Genomic DNA, 26,455 nt, shown 5'->3' with positions numbered 1-26,455 from the left:
ACACGCGGTCGGCATTCGGTGGACATTCGGCGCGTGCGAAGATTCATCCGTGAATGCTCAGCAGCGGACAGACCAAGCACGCCAGCGGACCGCCGATTCGGCGTTCATCCGGGCGTGTCGACGCGAGCCGGTGCCGCACACCCCGGTGTGGTTCATGCGGCAGGCCGGGCGTTCGCTGCCCGAGTACCGCAAGGTGCGCGAGGGCACCGCGATGCTCGAATCGTGCATGCGCCCCGACCTCGTCACCGAGATCACGCTGCAACCGGTACGGCGCCACGGGGTCGACGCCGCCATCTACTTCAGCGACATCGTCGTTCCGCTCAAGGCCGTCGGCCTCGACCTCGACATCAAGCCGGGCGTCGGCCCGGTGGTCGCCGAGCCGATCAGGACCCGCGCCGACCTCGACCGGCTGCGTCCGCTGGAACCGGACGACGTCAGCTACGTCACCGAGGCGATCGGCATGCTGACCGGCGAACTCGGCGGCACCCCGCTGATCGGCTTCGCGGGCGCGCCGTTCACCCTGGCGAGCTACCTCGTCGAGGGCGGCCCGTCCCGCAACCACGAGCGCACCAAGGCGCTGATGTACGGCGACCCGCAGCTGTGGGCGGACCTGCTCGACCGGCTCGCCGGCATCACCGCCGCGTTCCTGAAGGTGCAGATCGAGGCGGGCGCCTCGGCCGTCCAGCTGTTCGACTCCTGGGTCGGTGCGCTCGCCCCCGAGGACTACCGGCGCTCCGTCATGCCCGCCTCGGCGAAGGTCTTCGACGCGGTCGCGTCCTACGGCGTGCCCCGCATCCACTTCGGCGTCGGCACCGGCGAGTTGCTCGGTCTCATGGGAGAGGCGGGCGCGGACGTGGTCGGCGTCGACTGGCGGGTACCGCTCGCCGAGGCCACCCGCCGGGTGGGGGCGGACAAGGCGCTCCAGGGCAACCTGGACCCCGCCGTGCTGTTCGCCCCCGAGCAGGCCGTACGGGCCAAGGCGCGCGAGGTGCTGGACTCGGCCAAGGCCGCGCCCGGTCACGTCTTCAACCTCGGGCACGGCGTGCTGCCCAACACGGAGCCGGACGCGCTCACCCGGCTCGTGGAGTTCGTCCACCAGACGACCGAGGCCCGTTGACGGCGGTGGCACAGTGGAGGGCATGAACGCGGTGCGGGAGCGGCCCGAGCACGGATCCGGCGCGGGGCACGTCCTCGTGGTCGGCGGTGGGATCTCGGGACTGGCCGCCGCTTTCCGCCTCGTCACCGGCGGTGCCAGGGTGACGGTGCTGGAGTCGTCGGCCCGGCTCGGCGGCAAGCTGTACGCCGACGAGATCGCCGGGGTGCCGGTCGACCTCGGCGCGGAGTCGATGCTCGCGCGGCGCCCGGAGGCGGTGGAACTGGCCCGCGAGGCCGGGCTCGGCGACGAGTTGGAGCCGCCCGCCACCGCTCGGGCCGCGCTGTGGACCCGCGGTCGGCTGCGGCCGATGCCGACCGGCCACATCATGGGCGTACCCGGCGACCTGGGACCGCTGTCCGCCTCCGGGGTGCTCTCGCCCGCGGGGCTGGCCCGGCTGCCCTTGGACCATGTGCTGCCGCGCACCGAGGTCGGCGAGGACGTCGCGATCGGCGAGTACGTGGCCGCCCGGCTCGGCCGGGAGGTGGTGGACCGGCTGGTCGAGCCGCTGCTCGGCGGGGTCTACGCGGGCAACGCCTACCAGATCTCGCTGCGCGCCGCCGTCCCGCAGCTCTACGAGGCGGCACGCGGTCGGCGCTCGCTGATCGAGGCGGTGCGCGACAGCCAGCGCCGGGCCGCCGCGGCCGGGCAGGACGGACCCGTGTTCATGGGCGTGCGCGGCGGCGTGGGGCGGCTGCCCGTGGCGGTCGCGCAGGCGTGCCGAGCCGCGGGCGCGGACATCAGGACCGGCACCGAGGTGCGCGAGCTGCGCCGCACCGCCTCCGGCTGGCAGGCGGTCATCGAGGGGACCGGCGGCCGATCGGCGCTGGCGGCCGACGCGGTGGTGCTCGCCGTGCCCGCGCCGGCCGCGGCCCGGCTGCTGGCCGCCGAATCGCCCGCCGCCGCGGCCGAGTTGGGCACCGTGGAGTACGCCAGCGTCGCGCTGGTCACCATGGCGTTCCGCCGCCGTGACCTGCTGAACATGCCCGGCGGCAGCGGCTTCCTGGTGCCCCCGGTGGACCGCAACACCATCAAGGCGTCCACGTTCTCCAGCCGCAAGTGGGGCTGGCTCGAGGAGGCCGGAGCGGACACCTTCGTGCTGCGCACCTCGGTCGGCAGGTACGGCGAGGAGGACGACCTGGCCTGGGACGACACCGACCTGGTGCGGCTGTCCCGGGAGGACCTCGCCGCCGCGGCCGGGATCAGCGCGGCACCCGTCGCGGCCCGGGTGACCCGATGGGACGGCGGGCTGCCGCAGTACCCGGTCGGCCACCTGGAGCGGGTGGCCCGGGTCCGCGAGCAGGTCGCCAAGCTTCCCGGCATGTCGGTGTGCGGCGCGGTCTACGACGGCGTGGGGATCCCGGCCTGCGTCGCCAGCGCCCGCAAGGCCGCCGACCAGGTGCTGCGGACCCTCGCCGGACGCTCGACGGGCACCCTGCGGACGGGCATCGAGGACGGCGCGGGAGAATAGCCGCATGACCGAGAATGCTGCCCCCGCCAAGGCCCCCAACGCGGGCAAGAAGGCCCGTGACCTCAACGAAGTGATCCGCTACACCCTCTGGTCGGTGTTCCGGCTGCGCTCCCCGCTGCCCGAGGACCGCTCCGGCTACGCGGACGAGGTCGAGGAACTGTTCGAGCAGCTCGCCGCGAAGGACGTCACGGTACGCGGCACCTACGACGTGTCCGGTCTGCGCGCTGACGCCGACGTCATGATCTGGTGGCACTCCGAGAGCTCGGACGCGCTCCAGGAGGCGTACAACCTCTTCCGCCGCACCCGGCTCGGCCGCGCCCTGGACCCGGTCTGGTCGAACATGGCGCTGCACCGCCCGGCCGAGTTCAACCGGTCGCACATCCCGGCGTTCCTCGCCGACGAGACGCCGCGCGACTACGTGAGCGTCTACCCGTTCGTGCGGTCCTACGAGTGGTACCTGCTGCCCGACGAGGACCGGCGGCGGATGCTCGCCGACCACGGCAAGATGGCCCGCGGCTTCCCGGATGTGCGCGCCAACACGGTCGCCTCCTTCTCCCTCGGTGACTACGAGTGGATCCTGGCCTTCGAAGCCGACGAGCTGTACCGGATCGTCGACCTGATGCGGCACCTGCGCGGCTCCGAGGCGCGCCGCCACGTCCGCGAGGAGGTCCCGTTCTACACGGGCCGCCGCAAGGCCGTCTCCGAACTGGTCGCGGGTTTGGCGTAGCGGCTTCCCGGCGGGTCGTTCGGCTCGGGGTGTGCGGCCGGTTGTACCGCCGACCTGCGCCGCCGTGGTCGCGTGCCGTCACGGCGGCAAGAGGTTCAGCCGAGACGGCGAGCAACCGCGACGTCGGAGCCCGGCGGTACGAACCGACCGCGACCGGCTGACGATCCCGGTCAACAGCCGGGCCGCAGGCGGGGGTTCACGCCACCCGGCGTGAACCGCCCAGCGCCGCGCGCAACGCCGGGTCCCGCAGCACCGCCGGCCCGCACAGCGCGAGCGTCATCAGCGGCGTGCGGTCGTCCGCGCGACCGGTCAGCCCCGGCACCGCGGCACCACCGCCTCGGCGGTGCCGCAGCCGGGGCACGGGTATCGCCCGCAGCAACTCCTGGCCCGCGGGCGAGGCCCAACGGGTGTACGGATGCGCCTCGATCCGGGCGATGACCAGACAGCCCACGGTCAGCAGCAGCGGCAGCACGAACCACAGCGGGTCCGAGGCGTCCCCGCCGGGCCGGTTGATGCCGGTGGAAGCGGCCAGCAGAGCGCACACCAGCACGGTGGCGGCCCACGTCTGCCGGATCCCGGCCGTCATCCCGTCCCGGACCGCCGCGGGCACGGCCAGACCGGCCGAGGCCAGCCGCTCACCGAGCGCGCGCACGCAGTCGGCGGCGGCGTGCACCGTGCGCACCGCCGGTATGAGGGACTGGCCACCGGGACCTATCGAGGCGATCAGCGAACGCTCCACCTCATCGCGGCCGACCGGGTCCACCACCGTCGCCCAGCCGGTGTGGGCGAGCAGCAGCCGCCGCTGCCGGGACATCGCCACCATCGCCAGATCGGTGACCCGGCTCGGCCCACCGGCGAGGAACGCCGCCTCGTACAGGCTCAGTTCCGGTTCCCCGGCCGCCGCGCGGTCGGGGCCGCAGGCGGGCGCCGGGGACTCCCGGGCGGCGGCCATCGCCGCCCGGCACAGCCGCGCGCAGGACATCAGCGCCGCCACCCAGGCGACGGCGACCAGGAAAACCCACATAAGGGTGTTCTACTGGATCCCACTGACAATCCGCCCTGGAATTTCGGCGGTTGGGATCCGACGGCCGTCGGACACCCGGGCCGGGGCGGGAGGCGGACGCCCAACCGGGCGGTTCAGAGCCGGATTTGAGGTTGCGCTCTGGCGGTGTACCACGGTCCGGACCAGACTGGCGCGCCATGGGGTCCGAAACGGGCGGGCGAAGCGGCGGAAACATCCCGGACACGGTGGACGTGCTCGTCATCTGCGGCGCGGCGGGCGTGGGCAAGAGCTCCACCGTGTACGAGGTGTCGCGTCGGCTGGCCGCGGACTCCATGGCTCACGCCGTCCTCGACTGCGACGAGTTGGACCGCATCCAGCCCTGGCCGGTGCCGGGGCTGCCGGTGTGGGAGATGGCCCGCCGCAACCTCGCCGCGGTGTGGGCGAACTACGCGGACCTCGGCCATCATCGGCTGATGCTGACCGGGGTCTTCGCGGACCTGCGGCAGGAGTTGCCGTGGATCGCCGAGGCGGTGCCCGCCGCGGCGTTCACGGTGGTACGGCTCACCGCGTGCCTGGACGTACTGCGGGAGCGGGTGACACGCCGGGGGATCGGCGGCCGGATCGGTGAGCAACTGAGCAGGAGCGCACGCCAGTTGGAGGAGATAGCGGCCTCCGACCCACCCGGAACCCTGGTCGTGGACACCGGTGACCTGGATGTGCGCGCGGTCGCCGACCGGGTCATCGCACTGTGGCCCGCGCTGGCGCCCACGGGCGACGTTCCCTAGCGGCAGGCCCCGCAAGGGCGGTCAGCGCAACGCCGGGTGGTCCGCGATCACCGTGCAGGACCCGGGCGCGATCTCGGTGAAGCCGGCGTCGCGCACCAACGGCAGCCCGCTTTCGGCCAGCTCGGCCCAGTGCGCCGCCTGCGGGGTGCGTACGGAGAGGGCGAAGCCCGAGTCCCGCCAGACGGCGCGGGCCGCGTCGGGCAGCGCCCACCAGGCCAGCTGTGCGGCGTGCCCGGTCTGGGCCATCGCCTTGCCCGCCGACATCTCCAGGCCGGGGTTGAGCCAGAGCACCGGCAGCGCCGGGTCCGGCGCGCCCACCGGCTCGGGGTCGGCCAACTCGGTGCCGGAGACCTGCAACTTGGCCAGTTCCTTCGGCCAGCCGTCCAGCGGCACCGGCGGATACACCCGCACGTGCGCCGACCGGCCCTCCACCGTGATGCCCGGCAGCGACTGGGCCCGCCGCCACTCCGCGCCGCGCGCCCGGCGCACCACCTTGCGGATCCTGCCGTCCTCCCAGTCGCGCAGCAGCTCCGCCCACTCGCCGCCGTCCGCCGTGCGCGGGTCGGAGAGGAAGGTGAGCACCCCCCGGGCCGACGTCTCCAGGGCGTCGGTACGGGTGGGCGGAGCGTCGCGCTCGATGCGGACCACGAGCGGCAGGACGAACTGCGGTGCGGCATCACGGTCCGCGGCCGCCTCGGCGGCCGGATCGGCGAAGGGGTCAGCGCTGGTCACCGGCCCAGCATGCCACGAGCCCTAACTCGAACGGGTGAACGATCAGCGATGAGGGAACGAGGCCGCGGCGGGGGGCGTTGACCGGTACGACAGGCCTCCGCGGGGCGGCGGAGGCATCGGACACGGGGGTGAGCGGCATGAGACTGGAGGCGGTGGGGCGGCGCTACCGGGCACGCGGGCCATGGGTGTTGCGGGGGATAGACCTCGATGTGCCCGAGGGGGCGCTGCTGCGCGTGGAAGGCGGCAACGGCAGCGGCAAGTCCACCTTGCTGCGGCTGCTCGCCGGGATCGACGTCCCGACCACTGGCCGGATCACAGGCCGCCCCCGTACCGCCTATGTGCCGGAGCGCTTCGCTGCCACCCTGCCGTTCGACGCCGCCGGGTACCTGGTCCACATGGGCCGGGTGCACGGGCTCTGCGGGCGGCAGGCGGCCGCCCGCACCGAGGAGTGGCTTGAGCGTTTCGGGATCACCGGCTTCGCGGGCACGGCGCTGGACCGGCTGTCCAAGGGAACCGCGCAGAAGGTCGCCGTGGCCCAGGCCCTGCTGGCCGAGCCGGAGTTGCTGGTGCTCGACGAGGCGTGGGCGGGGTTGGACACGGCGGCCCGTGCCCTGCTGGACGAAGCGGTGACCGAGCGGGTGGCCGCGGGCGGCACCGCCGTGTACGTCGACCACGATCCACGGCGGCTCGCCGAGGCCGTCCCCCGCCGCCACCGGGTGGCGGCCGGGCGGCTCACCGACGGCCCCGGCGGTGCCGACGAGATGGCCCGGGTGGTGATCGAGGCCGAGGGCACCGGCGAGCCGCCCGCCGCCCTTCCGCCGCACAGCTGGACCGCCGGACCGGCGGCGGGCGCCCCGGGCCTGCTGCGGATCCGTGTGCCAGCCGACCGGGCGGATGCCGCGCTGCGGGCCCTGCTGGACGCGGATCCGCCCTGGCACATCCGCGCGGTGCGGTCCACCGGGGGTACGAGTCCTTCGGGAGCGGTGCGATGAAGGCCCTGCTGCGCTACCAGACGGCGCTCCTGCTGCGTTCGCAGCGCTGGCTTCCACCGCTGCTGCTCTACGGCGTGATCACGGGCATCGGCACCCAGTCGGGGCAGCCGCTCCTGGACTCCCTCGGCTTCTCGGCCGGGGCGATCCTGCCGGTGTCCGCCTGGCTGGTACGGGTCTGCGCGACCGGTGAGCCGCCCGCCGCCCGTGCCATCACCCAGGCCGCCGCGGGACCGGGCCGGGTGCAACTCGCCTGCACCATAACGGCGTTCAGCGCCTCCCTGGTGCTCGGTGCCGCCGGGACGCTGGCCGTCGCCGCCATCAGCTCTCCGTACACCGACGACCACACCCAGCCGGTGGCGGTGGGCCCGGCCGTGGCGGCCGGGCTGCTGGCCCTGCTGGCCTGCGCCCTGCTCGGTACGGCGGTCGGCACGCTGTGCAACCCGCCGGTGCTGCGCCGTCCCGGCTGGCCGATACCGGTCACCGCGCTGGCGGCGCTGCTGGTCCTGGTCGCCTCGGGTTCTCCGGCGAACGCCGCGGTCAGCGGCCTGGTCAGGGGATCGCACACCGGCGCGGTGCACCCGCCGATACTCCCGCTGGCCCTCACGGCCGCCGTCTGCGCGGCCGCCACGGCACTCGGTTGCCGTCTGGCCGCCAGACGCTGAACGCAGCGGGGGATCCAAAGGGTTGGCGACCAAACCGTTGGCCGGGGCATGCTGAACCCATGCTGATCAGGGAAGCGACCCTTGCTGACTGGCCCGCGATCTGGCCGTTCCTGCGGGAGATCGTCGCCGCGGGGGAGACCTATACCTACCCCCGTGACCTGCCGGAGGAGCAGGCCCGCGCGATGTGGCTGCTGGAGCCACCGGGGCGGACGGTCGTGGCCGTGGACGACGGCGGAGCCGTTCTCGGCACCGCCAAGATGAACCCCAACCACATGGGCGGCGCCGCGCACATCGCCAGTGCGAGCTTCATGGTCGATCCCGGGTGCTCCGGCCGGGGCGTCGGCCGGGCCCTCGGCGAGCACGTGCTGGAGTGGGCGCGCGCCGAGGGCTATCGGGCGATGCAGTTCAACGCCGTGGTGGAGACCAATACCAGGGCGGTCGCGCTGTGGCGCTCGCTGGGCTTCGAGGTGCTGGCCACGCTGCCCGAGGGCTTCCATCATCCGACCAAGGGCTACGTCGGACTGCACATCATGTACCGGCGGCTGTGACCGCAGGCCGAAGGGAGGTGTCAGTCCTCGTCAGCGGTGAGCCGCAGCGAGATCGAGTTGATGCAGTACCGCTGGTCGGTCGGGGTCGGGTAGCCCTCGCCCTCGAAGACATGGCCGAGGTGGGAGCCGCAGCGGGCGCAGCGGACCTCGGTGCGGACCATGCCGTGGGAGCGGTCCTCCAACAGCTCGACGGCGTCGCTGTCCTTCGGGTCGTAGAAGGACGGCCAGCCGCAGTGCGAGGCGAACTTGGTGTCGGAACGGAAGAGTTCGGCCCCGCAGGCGCGGCAGGAGTAGACGCCCTTCGTCGTGGCGTCGGTGTACTCGCCGGTGAAGGCGGGCTCGGTGCCCGCCTGCCGCAGCACCGCGTACTCGGCGGGGGACAGCTCCGCACGCCACTGCTCGTCCGGCTTGTCGACCTCGTACGGCATCGCTCGCTCCTCAGCTCTCCACGGTGGCAAGGCGGGCCAGGATCTTCGGACCGAGTTCGGTCACATCGCCTGCCCCCATGGTGAGAACGAGATCACCGGGCTTGGCCATTCCGGCGATCCGGTCCGGGACGGCTTCCTTGTCGTGCTCCGCGTCGGTGTCGGCCCCCTTGGCGGCGGCCGCCTCGATGATCAACGCGCTGGTGACGCCCGGGATCGGGTCCTCGCGGGCCGGGTAGATGTCCAGCACCACCGAGGCGTCGGCCAGGGCGAGGGCCACGCCCATCTCGGTCGCCAACTGCTGGGTGCGGCTGAACAGATGGGGCTGGAATACCACCAGCACCCGGCCGTCGCCCGCACTGCCGCGGATCGCTTCGAGGTCGGCCGCGATCTCGGTGGGATGGTGCGCGTAGGAGTCGATGACCTGCACCCCGGCGGCGCTGCCCTTGAGCTGGAGACGGCGCTTGACCCCGGTGTAGGAGCCGAGCGCGGCGGCGAGCTCGGCGGCCGGGACGCCCAGCGCGGTGCCCGCGGTCAGCGCGGCGACGGCGTTGTGCGCGTAGTGGCGGCCGGGCACGGAGACGGTGAAGGTCAGCTCCTCGTTGTCGAGCAGCACGGTGACCTCGCTGGTCAGCCCGTGCGGGGCGATGCCCACGATCCGTACGTCGGCGTCGGCCGCCTCGCCGTAGGTGACGATGCGCAGTCCGTCCCGGCCGCGCAGCCGCGCGGTCAGCTCACGGGCGCCCGCGTGGTCGGCGGCGATCACCAGGGTGCCGCCGGGCACGATCCGGTCGGCGAAGGTCTCGAAGGACTCGTAGATCTCGCCCATCGAGGCGTAGTTGGCGTGGTGGTCGAGTTCCACGTTGAGCACGATCGCCACCTCGGGCGCGTACTTGTGGAAGCTGCGGTCGCTCTCGTCGGCCTCGGCCACGAAGATCTCACCGCCGCCGTGCCGCGCGTTGGAGCCGGGCACGTCAAGGTCGCCGCCGATGGCGTACGAGGGGTCGAGGCCCAAAGTGGTCAGGCTGACCGCCAGCATCGAGGTGGTGGTGGTCTTCCCGTGCGTACCGGCCACCGCGATCGCACGGCTGTCCGTCATCAGCCCGGCCAGCGCGTCGGAGCGGTGCACGACCGGAACGCCACGTTCGCGGGCCGCCGCGAGTTCCGGGTTGTCATCGCGGATGGCGCTGGAGACCACGACACAGGTGGCGTCCTCGGCGAGGTGCGCCGCCGCGTGCCCGATGTGCACGGTGGCGCCCAGCGCCCGCAGGGCGGCGGCGGTCTCGGAGTCCTTGGCGTCGCTGCCCGCGACGCGTGCGCCGCGCGTCGCGAGGATCTTGGCGATGCCCGACATCCCGGCGCCGCCGATACCGATGAAGTGCGGTCGGGCCATGGCAGTGGGGACGGCGGGTGCCATACGCGGGCTCCTTCGATGATGGCTGACAACTGCTCGGCCGTGATTGTCGCATCCTGTCCGTGGCCGCGCGGTCCGCGATCACTCGTTGTGCGCGTACAGCTTCAGTACGGGCACGCCCACGGTGTGGCGGGCGCGGGAGGCCCAGTCGCGGTGGAAGAACTCCTCCACCAGGTGCGGGGCGGTGAGCACGATCACCTCGTCGGCGCTGGTCTTCTCGACGACCGAGCGCAGCAGGACGAGCGGATGGTCCTCGACGATCTCGCCGACCGCCTGCGCTCCCGTCTTGCGCAGCTCGCGCAGGCTGTGCTCCAGGGCCTGCGACGCGGGGGCGAGCGCCTGCTCGCCCCCGGGCACGTCGTCCTCGTGCGCGGCGCTGCGCAGCTCGCCCAGGGCGACATCATCCAGCGCGCGCAGCAGTCGTTCCTGATCGCCGCGCGGCTGCATCAGGACCACGAAGGAGACAGGCTCGTCCGCGTGCAAGGTGGTGACAAGCTGCACGTCGACGGGGGCGAGCGGCTTCTCGATCATGAGTACGGTCGTGATCACGGACTCGTCCTTCTTTCTCGCGGGCCACTGATCCCCACAGAAACCATCCTGCCCTGAGTCCCTATGGGGCGCGCCGAATATCCCCTTCTCCGGGGAGAAAAACGGAACGAGTCATTCCGTAGGTGGTGGGCTCGCGCGGATGTCTGGATGCCCTGGGGGTCCGCCAGAGACAACGGAGGTCAGGCCCGGACGTAGCGGGTGAACAGGAAACCGTCCTCTTCGAGGATGGCCGCCGGAGCGAAACGTGCCGGTACGTCCAGGCCGGGACCGTCCATGATCCGTGGCGCGGTACCGGCGGCGACCAGCGGAGCGATGGACAGACACAGCTCGTCCAGCACCCCGGCCGCGGCGAACTGTGCGAGCAGGCGCGGGCCGCCCTCGGTCAGCAGCCGGGTCAGCCCGCGCGCGGCCAGCGCGCGCACCGCCTCGGCCGGTTCGACCCCGGCGCCCGCCCCGGCCACGACCACCTCGGCGCCGCGGGCCCGCGCGGCCCGCACCCGGTCCGGGTCCGCCTGGGCGCCGGTGAGCACCAGGGTCGGCACCAGCGGCTCGGTGAACAGCGGGAGGGAGAAGTCCAGGTCCAGGCTGGCGCTGACCACGGCGATCACCGGGGCGACCGGTTGGCCGAGCGCCGCGCGGCGTTCGGCGAACGCCTCCCTGGCCTTCGCCGGGCGGTACGCCTCCTGCCGCACCGTCTCCGCGCCGACCACGACGGCGTCCGCCAGGCCGCGCAGTACTCCGAAGATCCGCATGTCGGCCGCCGAGGACAACGGCTGAGACCGCCCGTCGTGCCGCGCCGCCCCGTCCAACGAGGCCACCATGTTCCCCCGCAGCCAGGCCGACGCCGCGCCGCGTGGCGCCGGGTAGGCGTACGCGTCGGCCAACGCGTCCAGAGTGTCCAGGGAATCGGCCTCGCCGACCGGGCTCACGGGAAACAAGCGACGCATGCGCAAAGTCTGTCACGCGATCATTCGACCCACGGCCCCGCCTCCGCCGGGCCGCGGCCGTTTCAGCGCCGCCCACTGCGCCCCACACCGCCGAGGCGTCAACCCCCTCCCCACCGGGACGGTGGTCGACTGTGGGAGTCCGGCGGCGCCGAATCCATCGAACCCCGCAAAACACAGCAAACCCGCCGCGCTCGGGTGGCGTCGGCCGCCCCGCCGTGAGCCACGGGGCGTGAGATGGCCGACAGCGCGGTCACGCGCGGGCGGATACGCTTGGGGGCTGTGTCCTCTCCCGCCTCCGCAGCTGACTCGCGGCACTCCGCTCCGCACCTGATAGCCGACGCCTCCGGTGACGTCCCCGCGTCGCTGTGTGAGCGTGAGCCGCACGTTCCGGCCGATCGGCTGGTCGCCGAGATGGTGCCGCCGCCGCGGTTCGACGCCGTACGGTTCGAGAACTACCTGCCGGACCCGAACCAGCCCAGCCAGGCCCAGGCGGTCACCGTCCTGCGCGGCTTCGCCGGGACCCTCGGCGCGGACGCCGCCGTTCCGGGCGCCAGGAAGCGGTGGTTCCGGCGAGAGCGCGGGGCCGCCGCGGCCGGCGGTCCCAGCGGGGTGTACCTCGACGGTGGCTACGGCGTCGGCAAGACGCACCTGCTGGCCTCCCTGTGGCACGCCGCCCCCGCGCCGCGCGAGCGGAAGGCGTTCGGCACGTTCGTGGAGCTGACCAACCTCGTCGGCGCCCTGGGCTTCCAGCAGGCGGTTGCCGCGCTCAGCGGCCACCGCCTGCTGTGCATCGACGAGTTCGAGCTGGACGACCCCGGAGACACCGTCCTGGTCTCCACCCTGCTCGGCAAGCTGGCCGACGCGGGCGTCAAGCTCGCCGCCACCTCCAACACGCTGCCCGGCAAGCTCGGCGAAGGGCGGTTCGCCGCCTCCGACTTCATGCGGGAGATCCAGGGGCTGTCCGCCCGTTTCCAGGCCCAGCGGATCGACGGCGAGGACTACCGGCACCGCGGGCTGCCGCAGGCCCCGGCGCCGTACTCCGACGAGCAGGTCACCGAGGCCGCGTACACCACTGCGCACGCGTCCCTCGATGACTTCGGCCCCCTCGTCGAGCACCTTTCGCGGGTGCACCCCAGCCGCTACGGCGCGCTGTGCGACGGGGTCGGCGCGGTCTTCCTGCGCGGGGTGGCCCCGGTCACCGACCAGGCCACCGCGCTGCGGCTGGTGGTGCTCGCCGACCGGCTCTACGACCGCGAGGTTCCGGTGATGGCCTCCGGCGTTCCGTTCGACCGGATCTTCAGCGAGGAGATGCTGGCGGGCGGCTACCGCAAGAAGTACTTCCGGGCGATCTCCCGCCTCACCGCACTCGCCCGCGACGCGGGCCGCCCTACCAGCGGATAGCCCCTCATCCCCGGCCCGTGCCGCCCCGTACCACCGCCGCCGAGCCCCCGGGCAGCACCAAGCGCCCACCGGTGCAAGGAAGTTCGGTGGAGGCGGCCAGCACCTGGTGGCCACGGAGCGGGAGTTCGCGCGGCTGGTCCGCGAAGTTCACCGCGGTGCACAGGGTGCCGCGGTGCACCAGGATCCACCGGGCGTCCTCGTCGAACTCCACCCGGACCGCCGCCGTGTCCGGGTCTGCCAGTTCGGGCTCGGCCGCACGCAGCGCGATCAGCGTGCGGTACCAGCGCAGCAGCCCCGCGTGCGGTTCGCGGCCTGGCTCGGACCAGTCCAGACAGGACCGCAGCCGGGTCGCCGGATCCTGCGGATCCGGAATACTCGACGCGGGCCAGCCGTGCTCGGCGAACTCCCTGCGCCGCCCGTCCCGCACCGCGTCGGCCAGCGCCGGATCGGTGTGGTCGGTGAAGAACTGCCAGGGCGTGCCGGCCCCCCACTCCTCACCCATGAACAGCATGGGAGTGAACGGCGCGGTCAGCACCAGCGCTGCGCCCAAGGTGAGTTGACCTGCCGTCAGGCGGTCGCCGGTGGCCCGGTTGCCGATCTGGTCGTGGGTCTGCGCGTAGCCGAGGAACCGGTGCCGCGGCACATCGCCGGGCAGCGGGCGGCCGTGCGCCCGGCCGCGGAACGACGAGTACGTGCCGTCGTGGAACCACACCCCGGTCAGCGTCTTGGCCAGCGCGGCCAGCGGGGCGCGCGCGAAGTCCGCGTAGTAGCCCTGGGACTCACCGGTCAGCGCGGTGTGCAGGGCGTGGTGGAAGTCGTCGCTCCACTGCGCGTGCAGGCCGATTCCGCCCGCGTCGCGGGGGGCGGTGGTGCGCGGGTCGTTCAGATCGGACTCGGCGATCAGGAACAGCGGCCGTCCGGTCTCGGCCGCCAACGCGTCGACCGCCGTGGACAGTTCCTCAAGGAACGGCAGGGCCCTGGTGTCGGCCAGGGCGTGCACCGCGTCCAGCCGGAGCCCGTCCAGCCGGTAGTCCCGCAGCCAGGCGAGCGCGCTGCCGAGGAGGAAGTCGCGCACCTCGTCGGAGCCGGGCGCGTCCAGGTTGACCGCCGCGCCCCAGGGTGTCTGGTGCCGTTCGGTGAAGTACGGCCCGAATCGTGGCAGATGGTCCCCCGACGGTCCCAGGTGGTTGTGCACCACGTCGAGCACCACACCGAGCCCGTGCCCGTGCGCCGTGTCGACAAAGCGCTTCAGCCCCGCCGGTCCTCCGTAGGGTTCGTGCACCGCCCACAGCGCCACCCCGTCGTACCCCCAGCCGTGCCTGCCGGGAAACGGGCACACCGGCATCAGCTCGACATGGCTGACGCCCAGTGAGGCCAGGTGCGCCAGCCGCGCGGCGGCCGCGTCGAAGGTGCCCTCGCGGGTGAACGTGCCGATGTGCAGCTCGTACAGCACGGCGCCGGGCAACTGCCTGCCCGTCCAGGGGTGCCGCCAGGTGTACCGGGCGTGGTCCACCACCGCGCTCGGCCCGTCGGGGCCGTCCGGCTGGCGTCGGGAGCGCGGGTCGGGCAGCGGTTCGCCGCCGTCCAGCACGAACGCGTACCGGGTGCCGTCCTCGTGCGGCGGCGCGCCCGCGCCGTCCGTCAGCCACCAGCCGGTGCGCGCCGGGTCGGACCGCATCGGGTGGTCCCGACCCGCGACGCGCACCGCGACCTGCCGGGCCTGCGGTGCCCAGACCTGGTATCCCACCGTCGTCCTCCCTACGGGCGTGCTCCGGCGTGCCCCGGTGTGCGCGGGCGATCTGACGGTATGTACCCCGTCAACGCGGCGCCCTTACACGATCGGTCGGGCCGTTGTCGGCCGATGCCCGCGGGTACTGGTCCGCTGGACACTCCGTGATCGGCACCGCAGAATCCCACCTGTGACGTCATCTGAGTTCCAGACGCATTCCGACCGGCCTTCGGACGCCGACCGGGACCGTGCCATCGAGGTGCTCAAGGAGAACGCCGTCCGTGGACGGCTGTCCCACGAAACGTTCCTGCAGCGGATGGAACTCGCCATCACCGCGCGTGGCCAGCACGAGCTCGACGCCCTTGTCCACGACCTGCCGTCCGGCGGCCGGATGACCCGCTGGGCGACCGGCGTCGTCAGCACCGCCTCCGCCTTCACCATGCGGCTGCGCAGGGCCTGGTGGGCCGAGCGGTTGCCGAAGCTGATGCTGCCGGAACCCGGCCCGTTCCCGCTGCGGATCGGCCGGGACTACGCCTCGGGGCTGCGCATAGGCGACGACTCCGTGTCCCGGGCGCACGCCGAGCTGCGCCGCGAGGGAGACGTCTGGGTGCTACGTGATCTCGGGTCGATGAACGGCACCTGGGTCAACGGGCAGCGGCTGACCGGTGCCGCCGCGGTGCGACCCGGCGACCTGGTGACCTTCGGCCGCATCGGCTTCCGCCTCTCCGCCCGCTAGGCGTCTCGCCGGGCGTTGACCGGCGGGGCCGCCGGCCCGGCGATGCGGCGTACGCCGACCGTGCGGCGTCCGGCGCGTTGGTCAAACGCCGTGCCACAGACGCCGGTTGACCGTTCCCCGGCGGGTTGACCGCCGCTCACTCGACCAGGGAGAGCCACTTCCGGTAGCCGTCCGTGAAGGGTTCCGCGCGCTCGCCGATCGACTTCATCAGCCACTGGGCGGCCCGCTCGGCGTTCTCGACCACCTGGGCCGGATACCCGTAGCGCACCCGGTGCTCGGCGAACTCGTCCTCGTCGTCGATGAACAGCGAACCGTCACGGCGGCGGACCACGTCGAGGTCGAGGTCGACCATGGTGACCACGCCGTCCTGCCAGCACGGCACCGTGGAGATGTCGCAGTAGATCTCGGTCCTGTCGGGAGCCGCGTTGAAGACGGCCGTCCACCACGCGTCCCGGGGAAAGAGCAGCACGAACGCGTGCTCGTAGGTTATCGGCGGCTCATGGCCCCGCTGCGCGGTGTTCCCTGCCCGGCAGCCCAGCCACACGCCGTGCTCGTCCTCGCCGAGCCGTGTCGCGTACTGGTGCCAGTGCAGCGAGCCGTCGTACTTGGTGTAGACCACTCTTGCCATCTGCTGTTCCTCACGCATGGTGCCCGACAGTACGTGACGGCCAGGGCGTCACACGAGCCGTAGCAGGGCCACCGGGAGGTCGTCGAGCAGTTGTGCCAAGTCGGCCTCCCCCTCGACCTCCTGACCGGTCAGCGGCGAGCGCCAGCGGCCGGGCGGCAGACGCAGCCGGGTACCGCGCCACCCGCCCGCCGCCTCCAGGCGGCTGCTGAGCCGGGTGACCACGCTGACCACCCGGCCCGTCCGGCAGAACGCCACACAGTGCCCGGCCGCCGGGCCCTCGGCGGACAGCGGCTGATACGTGCCCCGGGCGTCGAAGGCCTCGGGGCACCCCCGGCGCAGCCGTAGCGCCGCCGCCGTCAACCGCCGCTTCTCCTGGTCCAGGCCGCGTGGGGCGGCGCCGTTGTCCAACTCGGCCAGCAGGTCGGGCAGGAGGCGCACCGGAGCCCGGTTGTCCGGGTCCACCAGCGCGCCGTACACGCCCTCCGTGCCCTGGTACAGGTCGGGCACGCCCGGCATGGTGAGGTGGACCAGCGCCGCGCCCAGGACGTTGGCCCGCGCGTGGCCGTCGATCCGGCGGTTGAAGCGGGCCAGGGTCTGCCCTGGCGGCCCGCACGGCCCGGACCGTACGAAGGCCTCCACCGCCCGCTCGTACGCCTCGTCGGGCTCGGTCCAGCTGGTGCGCAGCCCGGCCTCGCGCTCCGACTTCAGCACCGCCGGAACCAGCCGTTCCGGGCGGATGGAACCGATGCCCAGGGCGGTCTGCCACACCGCGTACGCCAGGTGCCGGTCGGGCGGCGCATCGGCCTGTGCGTGGACCTCGGCCAGGAGATCGGCCCACTCGCCCGGCAGTTCGGACAGCACGGCCAGCCTGGCGCGTACGTCCGCGCTGCGCTTGGTGTCATGGGTGGACAGAACGGTCCCGGTCTCCGGCCAGTCGCGCGCCAGCCGGGCGCAGAAGGCGTGAAAGGCGTCGGGGGAGGTGCCGGGCCGCTCGGGGGACCCGCCGACCTCGTTCAGCGACAGCAGCGGCACATAGCGGTAGAAGGCCGCGTCCTCGGTGGACTTGGCGTGCAAAGCGGAGGCGACCTGCGCGAACCGGGCCGCGAAGTCGTCGTGGTCGCCCCCGCGCCCCAGCCGCCCGAGCGCCAGGTCCCGTACCACGTCGACCGCGTGGGCCTCCTCGGGCACCGTGAAGCCGGCACGGGCGCCCTCGGCCGCCTCCTGGAGCACCTCGGCCGACTCCCGCCGACCCGGGTACGGGCGGTACACCGGCAGCCGTACCAGCAGCTCCCGCAGCGCGGTGCGCAGCGCCCAGGGGGCGTGGTCGGCCAGGTCGAGGCGGGCGCGGCAGAGGCGGTCGGCGGTGCGGACCAGCCGCTCGACCTCGGCGGCCAGCGCGCCGGTGACCACCTGGTACGCGGCCCGTCGCGCGGTCGCCTCCCAGTCGCCGCCCAGGTCGGGCTCGGGGGCGGCGAAATCGCGGTAGACGGCGGTCAGTTCGGCGACGCCCGCCGGGTCGGTGAACAGGCCGTCGATCCGGCGCAGCGCGTCATAGCCGGTGGTGCCAGCGCAGGCCCAGTCGTCCGGAAGCCGTTCGTCACCGCACAGGATCTTCTCCACCACGGTCCACCGGCCGCCGGACGCCTTGCGCAGCCGCTCCAGGTAGCCCGCGGGGTCGGCGAGTCCGTCGGGGTGGTCGATGCGCAGGCCGTCGGCCACCCCGTCGCGCAGCAGCCGCAGCAGGGTGGCGTGGCTGGCGTCGAACACCTCGGGGTGCTCCACCCGCACCCCGATGAGCTGCGAAATGGTGAAGAACCGCCGGTAGTTCAGCTCCGTACGGGCCAACCGCCACCAGGCGAGCCGGTAGTGCTGCGCGTCCAGCAGCTCGGGCAGCGGGAGCCGCTCGGTGCCCGGGCGCAGCGGGAACGCGTGGTCGTGGTAGCGAAGTTCGCCGAGATCGGCGTCGACGCGCAGCGCGGGCAGCTCGTCGCCGAGCCGTCCGCCGAGCACCGGCAGCAGCACCTTGCCCTGGCCCGCCTGCCAGTCGATGTCGAACCAGCGGGCGTACGGGCTGTCCGGGCCGTCCCGCAGCACCTCCCACAGCGGCCGGTTCAGCCGCTCCGGCACCGGCACCGCCATGTGGTTGGGCACCGTGTCCAGGATCAGCCCCAGACCGTGCGCCCGCGCGGTGCGGGACAGCGACCGCAGTCCCTCCTCGCCGCCGAGCTCCGCACGCACCCGGGTGTGGTCGGTGACGTCGTAGCCGTGGCTGGACCCCGGGGCCGCCTCGAGGACGGGGGACAGGTGCAGATGCGACACCCCCAGGCGGGCCAGGTACGGGACCGCCTCCTCGGCGGCGCGGAAGGGGAACTCCGGCCGCAGTTGCAGACGGTAGGTCGCGGTGGGCGGCACGGCGCCCGGCAGGTCGTCGCTCATCAACTGCCTTCCCCTCGTCGAGCTCTACGCTGTCACGCCGGACGCATCAGCACCACCAGACTGCGGTCGACCAGCCGCAGCCGGTCGCCCGCCTCGACCTTGCGGCCGGTGCCGGGCGGTACCCCGTCCGGTACGGCCGTGTCCACCACGACCTGCCACTGCGTGCCGTGGTTGATCGGAACCACGAACTCCATGGCGGCCTGGTGGGCGTTGAACATCAGCAGGAAGGACGCGTCGGTGATCTTCTCGCCGCGCGGCCCCGGCTCGGAGATCGCCTGCCCGTTGAGGAAGACCACCAGCGAACGGGCGTGCGCCGCCTGCCAGTCCCGCTGTGTCATCTCCTCACCCTCCGGGGTGAACCATGCGATGTCGGAGAGGTCGTCGTGGGTACCCTCGACGGGGCGGCCGTGGAAGAACCGGCGGCGGCGGAAGACCGGATGGTCGCGGCGCAGCCACACCATGGTGCGGGTGAACTCCAGCATGCGCAGCGCCTCGTCGTCCGCCGTGCCGCCGCTGCCGCTCTCCGCCCCCTTGGGCCAGGGCACCCACGTCAGTTCCGAGTCCTGGCAGTAGGCGTTGTTGTTGCCTCCCTGGCTGCGGCCGAACTCGTCGCCGTGCGAGATCATCGGCACGCCCTGCGACAGCATCAGCGTGGCGACGAAGTTGCGCATCTGCCGGCCGCGCAGCGCCAGCACGTCCTCGTCGTCGGTGGGTCCCTCGACGCCGTGGTTGCACGAGCGGTTGTAGCTCTCGCCGTCCCGGTTGCCCTCGCCGTTGGCCTCGTTGTGCTTCTCGTTGTAGCTGACCAGGTCGCTCAGGGTGAAGCCGTCATGGCAGGTGACGAAGTTGATGGAGGCGAGCGGGCGGCGGCCGTCGTCCTGGTACAGGTCGGAGGAGCCGGTCAGCCGGGAGCCGAACTCGGCGAGCCGGGCGGGCTCACCGCGCCACAGGTCCCGCACGGTGTCGCGGTACGCGCCGTTCCACTCGGTCCACAGCGGTGGGAAGTTGCCCACTTGGTAGCCGCCCTCGCCGAGGTCCCAGGGCTCGGCGATCAGCTTGACCTGGCTGACCACGGGGTCCTGCTGGACCAGGTCGAAGAACGACGACAGCCGGTCCACCTCGTGGAACTGCCGGGCCAGGGTGGACGCCAGGTCGAAGCGGAACCCGTCGACATGCATCTCGGTCACCCAGTAGCGCAGCGAGTCCATGATCATCTGGAGGGTGTGCGGGCTGCGCATCAGCAGGGAGTTGCCGGTGCCCGTGGTGTCGGTGTAGTACCTCTTGTCCGGCTCCAGCCGGTAGTACGAGGCGTTGTCCAGGCCGCGCAGCGACAGCGTGGGGCCGAGGTGGTTGCCCTCCGCCGTGTGGTTGTAGACGACGTCCAGGATCACCTCGATCCCGGCGGCGTGCAGGGCGCGGACCGCCGTCTTGAACTCCAGCACCTGCTGGCCGCGGTCGCCCATCGAGGCGTAGGCGTTGTGCGGTGCGAAGAAGCCGATGGTGTTGTAGCCCCAGTAGTTGGTGAGCCCCTCGTCCACCAGCCGGTTGTCGGTGACGAACTGCTGGATCGGCATCAGCTCCAGGGCGGTGACGCCGAGTTCCACGAGGTGCTCGATCACCGCCGGGTGGGCCAGCGCCGCGTAGGTGCCGCGCACCTCCTCCGGCAGACCGGGGTGCAGCATCGTCAGGCCCTTGACATGCGCCTCGTAGAGCACGGTGCGGTGGTAGTCGATGCGCGGCGGCCGGTCGTCGGACCAGTCGAAGAACGGATTGATGACCACCGACGTCATCGTGTGCGGCGCCGAGTCCAGGTCGTTGCGCGCGTCCGGCCGGTCGAACCGGTAGCCGTAGACCGCCTCGTGCCAGTCGATGGTGCCGCTCATCGCCTTGGCGTAGGGGTCGAGCAGCAATTTGGCGGAGTTGCAGCGGTGGCCGCGCGCCGGGTCGTAAGGCCCGTGCACCCGGAAGCCGTACCGCTGGCCCGGCATCACCCCCGGGATGTAGGCGTGGCGGACGAACGCGTCGCTCTCCCGCAGTTCGACGGCCGTCTCCGAGCCGTCGTCGTGCAGCAGGCACAGCTCGATGCGGTCCGCCACCTCGGAGAAGACCGCGAAGTTGGTCCCGGCACCGTCGTAGGTGGCGCCGAGGGGGTACGTCTGTCCCGGCCAGACCTGCATGTCGTCGACTCTTCCACTCAAGTTGGCGGGCACCAAGAGGGCGCCGTACCCCGAGCATCCTCGCTCACATGACCGCCTGGATGTCCGTTTTCGCAAGATCTTCCCCTGAACGGGTGGCCGAACGGCGGCCCGCCGAACGGGCCATGGCTGGATTACGAAGCCGTGAATGTCGTGAAGTCGCGTCCGTAACGCTGCGACGTGTCCCGCGCCCGCAGTACCCTTCCTTGATCGTGGACGGGGGAGGGAAAGGCGGTGTGGTGGTGGCGTCTGGAGGTCTGGTGCTGCCGGGTGGCGGTGACCAGGAGAACCAAGGCGGCACCACGGACGGGACGACCGGCGCGGTCTCCCTGGCACAGGCGGGCGTGAAACTGGACATCGGACCAGAACTGGACTGGGGCGCCGAAGCCTGGGCCGAGGTGCGCACCCGCGCCCGGCGCGCGGGACGGGCCTACGTATGGCTGAATCTCGTCGAACAGCGGCTGCGGGCCGTGGTCGGCGCGGTGCTGCGGCCGATCTACGAGCCGGTGCACGGCGAGGAGTGGGTCGTGGCCGCGGCGGGTCCGGCCGGACACGAGTGGGTGCAGCGGGCCGCCGCGGTACGGGAGGTGAGCCGCCGCAAGGGCTATCTGCTCGACCCGGCCGACGACAACGTGCTCAGCTTCCTGACCCTGCCGCAACTGCGGGAGTTGATCGTCCAGCACTGGCCGTGCTTCGAGCCGTACCTGGACGAGCGGCGCGAACTGGAACTGGTGCTGGACGAGTTGGAGGTCGCCCGGCACGTCGTCAACCGCAACCGGGCACTGTCCGAGACGGTGCTGGCGCAGGCCGAACGCGCGGCGGCCCGGCTGATCGACATGCTCGGCGGCGACGCCTGGGCGGGCTCCGGCCGACGGCTGCCGGTGGACGCCGTGGAGGAGATCGTCGGGGACCGCTTCGCCGATGTGGTGGGCGTCTACCCGGACCGGGTCCGGCTGTTGCGCAAGATGCCCGCCGAGGACCTGTTCAGCGGCGCCCGGCGGCTGGACGCCACCGGCATCGGGTTGAACGTGCTGGTGCAGAACTTCTCCGGCCGCCGACTGGTGCGGCTCGCCGAGACCGGGTGCCGGGTGCGGCTGCTGTTCCTCAATCCCGCCAGCAGCGCGGTCCGCCGCCGTGAGCGCGAACTGGGCCTGGGGCGCGGGGAGATCAGCCGTTCGGTGGAGATGAACATCATGCACATGCGGCGGGTCCGCGCCCGGCTGCGGGACCCGGACGCCTTCGAGATCCGGGTCTTCGACGAGACACCGCGCTTCACCGCGTACCTGGTCGACGGTGACGGCGCGGACGGCCTCGCCGTCGTCCAGTCTTACCTGCGCAGGGCGCGCGGCATGGAGTCCCCGGTGCTGGTGCTGCGCGGCGGTAGCCGGAAGCTGGTGCGGGAAGAAGGCGGCGAGCCGCTCGAACGGCACGGTGAGCACGGGCTGTTCGAGATCTACCGCGAGGAGTTCGAGGGCGTTTGGGGGGATTCGCGCCCAGTGTCCTAGCGACCACCGCCGCCCGGACTGTCAGTGGTGCACGAGATGATGTGACCGCACCGGCGAAAGACTGCGGGAGGGGTGCTCGGCATGGGGTGGCACACGGAACCGCTTGTGGGGTTCGACCTGGAGACCACGGGCACTGATCCGGCGACGGCGCGGATCGTCACGGCCGCGGTGACGGAGGCCAAGGCGGGCGAGCCGGTGACGCGCCTCGCCTGGCTGGTCGACCCCGGGGTGCCGATACCCGCGGACGCCGCCCGGATCCACGGCATCACCACCGAGCGGGCCCGCTCCGCCGGGCGCCCGGCCCGGGAGGCGGTGGCCGAGATAGCCGAGGCACTCGCCGGGTACTGGGCGGACGGGGTGCCGGTGGTGGCGTACAACGCCAGTTACGACCTCAGCGTGCTGGCCGCCGAGTTGGCCCGGTACGGGCTGCCGCCGCTCGGCGCCGAAGTGGGGCCGGTCCTCGATCCGCTCACCGTGGACCGCGCGGTCGACCCCTACCGCAAGGGCTCCCGTACGCTTCAGGCCGCCTGCCAGGAGTACGGCGTCCTGCTCGACGGCGCTCACGAGGCGGGCGCGGACGCGCTGGCGGCGGTGCGGGTCGCGTGCGCGCTCGCCGAGCGGCATCCGCGAATAGCCGCCGCCGAGCCCTGGGATCTCCACCGACGCCAGGTGGTCTGGTACGGCGAGTGGGCCGAGGGCTACCAGGGCTGGCTGCGGCGGCGCGACCCGGGCGCGGTCGTGGACGGCCGCTGGCCGCTACGGGCCGACTAGCAGGGGTACCGGACGGATCAGAACGGGTGCCAGCGCACCGTCTCGTCGCTCTCCCGCAGCGATGCCACCCGGCGGCGGAACTCCGCGAGGGCGGCGGGGTTGCCGGGCGCGTGCTGGGCCACCCATGCGCAACTCGCCGTCTCCCGGGCGCCGCGCAGTACCGCGCAGCCGTCCCACTCCCGTACGTCCCAGCCGTACCGTTCGGTGAACCGTGCGTACTGCGCGGGGGTGAGGCCGTAGCGGTCCCGGTGCAGGGCCATCACCACCAGGTCGTGCTCGCGCAGATCGCTGGAGAAGGTCTCCAGGTCGACCAGTACCGGCCCGTCCGGGCCGACGAGTACGTTGCGCGGCAGCGCGTCCCCGTGGATCGGGCCCGGCGTCAGGTGCGGCCGCAACTCGGCGACGCGGGCGGCGAGTTCATCGCGGAGGTGGCGTAGGAACGCCGCGTCCGCCGGGTCGATGGCGTCGCCCGCCAGCCGTAGCCAGCGCTCCACTCCGCCCAGCAACTCGCGCCGCGGCAGCGGCAGTTCCGGCGGCGGGAGGGCGTGTACGGCGCGCAGCAGTGCGGCCAGGTCGGCGGAGTCGGGAGGGCGGACGGCTTCGGGCAGCCGGTGCCAGTAGGTGAGCGGGTGGCCGTCCACCACTTCGGCGTGCGGCCGCGCGGGGCGTACGGCGGGGACGCGGTGCTCGGCCAGCCACCGCGCGGTGTGTACTTCGCGCTCCGCGCGCGCCAGCAGGTCGGCCTCCCGGCCGATCTTGACGACCATGTCGCCCACGGCGAACACGGCGTTCTCGCCGAGCGCCAGCAGTTCGGCGGCTGCTGGTGCGTGGGGCTGCCCCGCTGCCGCCAGCACGGCTCTGGCCCGCTGTTCGGTGAACGCCACGTCTTCCCTCCGGGGGTTTCGCATCGCTGACGACAGGGCCGCCGGATCCATCCGGCGGCCCTGTGTTTCTCCGTACCCCCGTAACGGAGTTCGTTCACAGACAGTACGGGGCCGATGGGGCGCCCCCATCCGGCTGGCCGGTGATCCTTGGGCGGTGTGGGGTCCTACCCGGGCAGTGTGCACGCCCCCTGGTGAGGGGAGGGCGTGCTCCTTCCTCCGGAGGATGCGGCCTGTTTCGTGGTTGCGGTAGGTCTCTTCCACCTCCCCGCCCACCCGTTGCCGCGATCACCGGGGCGCAGCCCGCCCCGGGGGCTCAGGCCGCCCGCCGCACGGGGAGGAAACCGCGCGCACAAGCGGCGTACCGCGACAGAACCAGCCGCGCCACCTCGGCCGCGTCCCCGAGAACGGGCGCCAGGAAGTCCGCCCCCGCCGCGCCCCGGGCGATCCGATCCGGCAGCACCCCGGGGGCGAGGACGTACGGCACCACGGCGACCCGTCGTACCCCCTCGGCCCGCAGCGCCGCCACCGCGTCCGAGGTCGAAGAGGGATCGGCGGGGCGCACAGCGGCCCACCCCGTGCGCTGCCACTCCCGCGCAAGGGAGGCGATCACCGCGACCGCCTCCGGATCCGACGACCCGGCGGAAGCCAACACGACCCCGGTCGTGCCCCGTTCGGCGGCCTGAACCCCGGCCTCGGCCAGCCGCCGCTCCATGGCGGCCGTCAGCAAGGCTGACGGCCCCAGCACGGCGGCCTGCCGAACCGTCACGCCCCGATGCCGCCCGGCAGCCTCCCGCAGCACGGACGGAATGTCGGTCTTGGCGTGGAACGCCCGAGTCAGCAGCAGTGGCAGCGCCACGAGCTCCCGCACTCCCTCGGCCGCCAACCGGTCGATGGCCTGGGGAACGCGAGGCGCACAGTGGTCCAGGAATCCGGTCTCCACGCGGACGTCCGGCCGCGCCGCCCGCACCCGCTCGCAGAGCGCGTGCACCGTCGCGGCGTGCCGGGGGTCCCGGCTGCCGTGGGCGATGACGAGGAGGGCAGGGGCCGTCATCGTGCTCCCGCCAGCAGGCCGCGGCCGCGCAGCACGCGGCGTTCGGCGGGTCGGAAGATGAGGAGTTCGATGCCGATGCCGACGACGAGGATGAGCGCGATGGCGGCGAGTACTCCGGGCATGTCGGCGTTGGTGCGGGCGTTTTCCAGGAGTTGGCCGAGTCCGGCGCCGAGGTCGGGTGAGGTGGCGATGATCTCGGCGGCCATCAGGGAGCGCCAGGAGAACGCCCAGCCCTGCTTGAGTCCGGCGAGGTAGCCGGGGAGTGCGGCGGGCAGCAGTACGTGCCGTACGCCGTGCAGTCCGGTGGCGCCGATGGTGCGGCCGGCGCGCAGGAACAGCGGGGGGACCTGGTCGATGCCGGAGACCAGTCCGTTGGCGATGGACGGTACCGCGCCGAGCAGGACGACGGCGTAGATGGTGGAGTTGTTCAGGCCGAACCAGATGATCGCGGCCGGTACCCAGGCGACCGAGGGCATGGACTGCAGCCCGGACAGGATCGGGCCGATGGCGGCCCGCACCGGGGCGGCGCGGGCCACCAGCAGTCCCAGGGGTGTGCCGATCACCACCGAGGCGAGGAAGCCCAGCGCGCCGCGGGAGACGGAGGTCCACACGTAGCCGAGCAGTGTGCCCTGCAGCCACATGGTGTGCAGTGAGCCCCATACGTCGCCGGGGCTGGGCAGTTGGTAGTGCGGCTTGAGCTGGAAGTGGTAGGCGAGTTGCCACAGCACCAGTACCAGTGCGACGGCGGCGAGGGGCGGCAGTGCCTTGTCGCGCAGGATCTGTCCGACCGGCGTCTTGGCGGTGGTCGGGGTCTCCAGTGCGTCCAGGCCCGCTTCCAGACCGGCGAGGTCCGGCTTGGCGTCGGGCCTGCTATCGGGCCTGGCTTCAGTGCTGGCCATGGCGGCGGATCTCCCCCCGTAGTTGTTCGGTGATCTGAACGGACAGGTCGGCGACCGCGGAGTCCTCGATGCGGCGCGGCTGCGGTATGTCGACCGTCCACTGGCGGGCTATGCGGCCGGGACGGGAGGACAGCAGGATGACGCGCTGGCCGAGTCGTACCGCCTCGCGCACGTTGTGGGTGACGAACAGCACCGAGACCTTGGTCTCGGCCCAGATCCGGGTCAGCTCCTCGTGCAGCACGTCGCGGGTGATGGCGTCGAGGGCGGCGAACGGCTCGTCCATCAGCAGCAGTTGGCTGTCCTGGGCGAGCGCGCGGGCCATCGCCACGCGCTGGCGCATGCCCCCGGACAACTCGTGCACCCGCTTGCCGTGGGCGCCCTGGAGGCGGACGAGTTCCAGCAGTCGTTCGGCGTGTTCGCGCCGCTCGGTGCGGGGCACTCCGCGCAGCCGTAGCGCGAGTTCGATGTTGCGGCCGGCGGTGAGCCAGGGGAACAGGGCGTGTTCCTGGAACATCAACGCGGGCCGCCCGCCGGGCACCTCGATGCTCCCGGCGGACGGCTGGTCGAGTCCGGCGACCAGGTTGAGCAGGGTGGACTTGCCGCAGCCGGAGGCGCCCAGCAGGCAGACGAACTCTCCGGGCGCGACGTCCAGCGTGATGCCGTCCAGCACGAGCTGCTGGGCGCCGGGACGGCCGAACGACTTGGAGACCTGGTCGAGACGGGCCGCGTAGGGGTGGCCGGAGTCCTGCTGGACGGGCTGCTCGGTGACTTCAGTCGCCATGGGTGTCACCTCCTGGCGGTAGGGGTAGCGG

25 protein-coding genes are annotated in these 26,455 nt (G+C 72.7%); 11 read left to right on the top strand and 14 right to left on the bottom strand.

Annotation, left to right across the window (positions count from 1 at the left end; translation table 11 throughout):
* Positions 1–49: 49 nt before the first annotated feature.
* Genes hemE through hemQ form a run of 3 tightly spaced genes read left to right on the top strand, consistent with a single transcriptional unit; the run spans position 50 to position 3,351 of the window.
* Positions 50–1,117 (top strand): uroporphyrinogen decarboxylase, encoded by a 1,068-nt coding sequence (gene hemE / locus P3G67_RS12305; RefSeq protein WP_276093494.1) that lies wholly within the window; start codon positions 50–52, stop codon positions 1,115–1,117.
* 22 nt (positions 1,118–1,139) lie between these two features.
* Positions 1,140–2,624: a protoporphyrinogen oxidase gene (gene hemG / locus P3G67_RS12300; RefSeq protein WP_276093493.1), complete on the top strand. Its 1,485-nt coding sequence runs from the start codon at positions 1,140–1,142 to the stop codon at positions 2,622–2,624.
* 4 nt (positions 2,625–2,628) lie between these two features.
* Positions 2,629–3,351: a hydrogen peroxide-dependent heme synthase gene (gene hemQ, locus P3G67_RS12295; protein WP_276093492.1), complete on the top strand. Its 723-nt coding sequence runs from the start codon at positions 2,629–2,631 to the stop codon at positions 3,349–3,351.
* 196 nt (positions 3,352–3,547) lie between these two features.
* Here hemQ and P3G67_RS12290 read toward each other — a convergent pair whose 3' ends face one another.
* Entirely contained in the window at positions 3,548–4,375 is an 828-nt protein-coding gene (locus P3G67_RS12290) for a TIGR04222 domain-containing membrane protein (RefSeq protein ID WP_276093491.1), read from the bottom strand.
* 176 nt (positions 4,376–4,551) lie between these two features.
* Here P3G67_RS12290 and P3G67_RS12285 point away from each other — a divergent pair, with 176 nt between their 5' ends.
* Positions 4,552–5,139: a hypothetical protein gene (locus tag P3G67_RS12285; protein ID WP_276093490.1), complete on the top strand. Its 588-nt coding sequence runs from the start codon at positions 4,552–4,554 to the stop codon at positions 5,137–5,139.
* Between the two features lie 21 nt (positions 5,140–5,160).
* Here P3G67_RS12285 and P3G67_RS12280 read toward each other — a convergent pair whose 3' ends face one another.
* Positions 5,161–5,871, bottom strand: coding sequence for an aminoacyl-tRNA hydrolase (locus P3G67_RS12280; RefSeq protein ID WP_276093489.1), 711 nt, complete (start codon positions 5,869–5,871; stop codon positions 5,161–5,163).
* 137 nt (positions 5,872–6,008) lie between these two features.
* Between P3G67_RS12280 and P3G67_RS12275 the strand changes: the two genes are divergently transcribed.
* The 3 genes from P3G67_RS12275 to P3G67_RS12265 are packed head-to-tail and all read left to right on the top strand — an operon-like array spanning position 6,009 to position 8,073.
* Positions 6,009–6,863 (top strand): ATP-binding cassette domain-containing protein, encoded by an 855-nt coding sequence (locus tag P3G67_RS12275; RefSeq protein WP_276093488.1) that lies wholly within the window; start codon positions 6,009–6,011, stop codon positions 6,861–6,863.
* Positions 6,860–7,525, top strand: a complete 666-nt coding sequence (locus tag P3G67_RS12270; protein ID WP_276093487.1) for an ABC transporter — start codon at positions 6,860–6,862, stop codon at positions 7,523–7,525. Before P3G67_RS12275 ends, P3G67_RS12270 begins: the two co-directional genes overlap by 4 nt.
* A gap of 59 nt (positions 7,526–7,584) precedes the next feature.
* A complete protein-coding gene (locus P3G67_RS12265; protein WP_276093486.1) occupies positions 7,585–8,073 on the top strand; it encodes a GNAT family N-acetyltransferase in 489 nt (162 codons plus the stop codon).
* 20 nt (positions 8,074–8,093) lie between these two features.
* On the opposite strand, the gene msrB is transcribed toward P3G67_RS12265, so the two are convergent.
* The 4 genes from msrB to P3G67_RS12245 form a co-directional block, all read right to left on the bottom strand.
* On the bottom strand, positions 8,094–8,501 hold the full coding sequence (msrB, locus tag P3G67_RS12260; protein ID WP_269856504.1) for a peptide-methionine (R)-S-oxide reductase MsrB: 408 nt from the start codon (positions 8,499–8,501) through the stop codon (positions 8,094–8,096).
* 10 nt (positions 8,502–8,511) lie between these two features.
* Entirely contained in the window at positions 8,512–9,915 is a 1,404-nt protein-coding gene (gene murC / locus P3G67_RS12255) for a UDP-N-acetylmuramate--L-alanine ligase (protein WP_276093485.1), read from the bottom strand.
* 78 nt (positions 9,916–9,993) lie between these two features.
* On the bottom strand, positions 9,994–10,461 hold the full coding sequence (locus P3G67_RS12250) for an indole-3-glycerol phosphate synthase (RefSeq protein WP_269856502.1): 468 nt from the start codon (positions 10,459–10,461) through the stop codon (positions 9,994–9,996).
* 179 nt (positions 10,462–10,640) lie between these two features.
* Positions 10,641–11,408, bottom strand: a complete 768-nt coding sequence (locus P3G67_RS12245; protein ID WP_276093484.1) for a pyrimidine reductase family protein — start codon at positions 11,406–11,408, stop codon at positions 10,641–10,643.
* A 234-nt stretch (positions 11,409–11,642) separates the two neighbouring features.
* Here P3G67_RS12245 and zapE point away from each other — a divergent pair, with 234 nt between their 5' ends.
* The gene (gene zapE, locus P3G67_RS12240; RefSeq protein WP_391858245.1) at positions 11,643–12,809 is read left to right on the top strand and encodes a cell division protein ZapE; all 1,167 of its coding nucleotides are present in this window, start codon (positions 11,643–11,645) and stop codon (positions 12,807–12,809) included.
* A gap of 4 nt (positions 12,810–12,813) precedes the next feature.
* Here the strand turns inward: zapE and treZ are convergent, their stop codons facing one another.
* Complete coding sequence (treZ, locus tag P3G67_RS12235; RefSeq protein WP_276093483.1) at positions 12,814–14,556, bottom strand: malto-oligosyltrehalose trehalohydrolase; 1,743 nt, start codon at positions 14,554–14,556, stop codon at positions 12,814–12,816.
* Positions 14,557–14,728: 172 nt separating this feature from the next.
* Here treZ and P3G67_RS12230 point away from each other — a divergent pair, with 172 nt between their 5' ends.
* The gene (locus P3G67_RS12230) at positions 14,729–15,274 is read left to right on the top strand and encodes a DUF1707 and FHA domain-containing protein (RefSeq protein ID WP_276093482.1); all 546 of its coding nucleotides are present in this window, start codon (positions 14,729–14,731) and stop codon (positions 15,272–15,274) included.
* Positions 15,275–15,410: 136 nt separating this feature from the next.
* Here P3G67_RS12230 and P3G67_RS12225 read toward each other — a convergent pair whose 3' ends face one another.
* Genes P3G67_RS12225 through glgX form a run of 3 tightly spaced genes read right to left on the bottom strand, consistent with a single transcriptional unit; the run spans position 15,411 to position 20,515 of the window.
* Entirely contained in the window at positions 15,411–15,920 is a 510-nt protein-coding gene (locus tag P3G67_RS12225) for a DUF402 domain-containing protein (protein WP_276093481.1), read from the bottom strand.
* A 30-nt stretch (positions 15,921–15,950) separates the two neighbouring features.
* A complete protein-coding gene (gene treY, locus P3G67_RS12220) occupies positions 15,951–18,338 on the bottom strand; it encodes a malto-oligosyltrehalose synthase (RefSeq protein WP_276093480.1) in 2,388 nt (795 codons plus the stop codon).
* Positions 18,339–18,370: 32 nt separating this feature from the next.
* A complete protein-coding gene (glgX, locus tag P3G67_RS12215; RefSeq protein ID WP_276093479.1) occupies positions 18,371–20,515 on the bottom strand; it encodes a glycogen debranching protein GlgX in 2,145 nt (714 codons plus the stop codon).
* Positions 20,516–20,775: 260 nt separating this feature from the next.
* On the opposite strand from glgX, the gene P3G67_RS12210 reads away from it, so the two are divergent.
* Both P3G67_RS12210 and P3G67_RS12205 read left to right on the top strand, forming a co-directional pair.
* The gene (locus tag P3G67_RS12210; RefSeq protein ID WP_276093478.1) at positions 20,776–22,038 is read left to right on the top strand and encodes an SAV2148 family HEPN domain-containing protein; all 1,263 of its coding nucleotides are present in this window, start codon (positions 20,776–20,778) and stop codon (positions 22,036–22,038) included.
* 81 nt (positions 22,039–22,119) lie between these two features.
* Positions 22,120–22,809, top strand: a complete 690-nt coding sequence (locus P3G67_RS12205) for a 3'-5' exonuclease (protein WP_276093477.1) — start codon at positions 22,120–22,122, stop codon at positions 22,807–22,809.
* Between the two features lie 17 nt (positions 22,810–22,826).
* Here P3G67_RS12205 and P3G67_RS12200 read toward each other — a convergent pair whose 3' ends face one another.
* The 4 genes from P3G67_RS12200 to P3G67_RS12185 form a co-directional block, all read right to left on the bottom strand.
* Entirely contained in the window at positions 22,827–23,717 is an 891-nt protein-coding gene (locus tag P3G67_RS12200; protein WP_276093476.1) for a phosphotransferase enzyme family protein, read from the bottom strand.
* Between the two features lie 289 nt (positions 23,718–24,006).
* A complete protein-coding gene (locus P3G67_RS12195; protein ID WP_276093475.1) occupies positions 24,007–24,744 on the bottom strand; it encodes a sirohydrochlorin chelatase in 738 nt (245 codons plus the stop codon).
* Positions 24,741–25,643 (bottom strand): ABC transporter permease, encoded by a 903-nt coding sequence (locus P3G67_RS12190; RefSeq protein WP_276093474.1) that lies wholly within the window; start codon positions 25,641–25,643, stop codon positions 24,741–24,743. The genes P3G67_RS12195 and P3G67_RS12190 overlap by 4 nt, the downstream gene beginning before the upstream one ends.
* Positions 25,630–26,424, bottom strand: a complete 795-nt coding sequence (locus tag P3G67_RS12185) for an ABC transporter ATP-binding protein (RefSeq protein ID WP_276093473.1) — start codon at positions 26,422–26,424, stop codon at positions 25,630–25,632. The genes P3G67_RS12190 and P3G67_RS12185 overlap by 14 nt, the downstream gene beginning before the upstream one ends.
* Positions 26,425–26,455 lie beyond the last annotated feature (31 nt).

It is taken from the genome of Streptomyces silvisoli (genome assembly GCF_029269905.1).
Lineage (GTDB): Bacteria > Actinomycetota > Actinomycetes > Streptomycetales > Streptomycetaceae > Streptantibioticus_A > Streptantibioticus_A silvisoli_A.
Note: the sequence above shows the minus strand (reverse complement) of the source record. Positions and strands in the feature narration are given on the sequence as shown.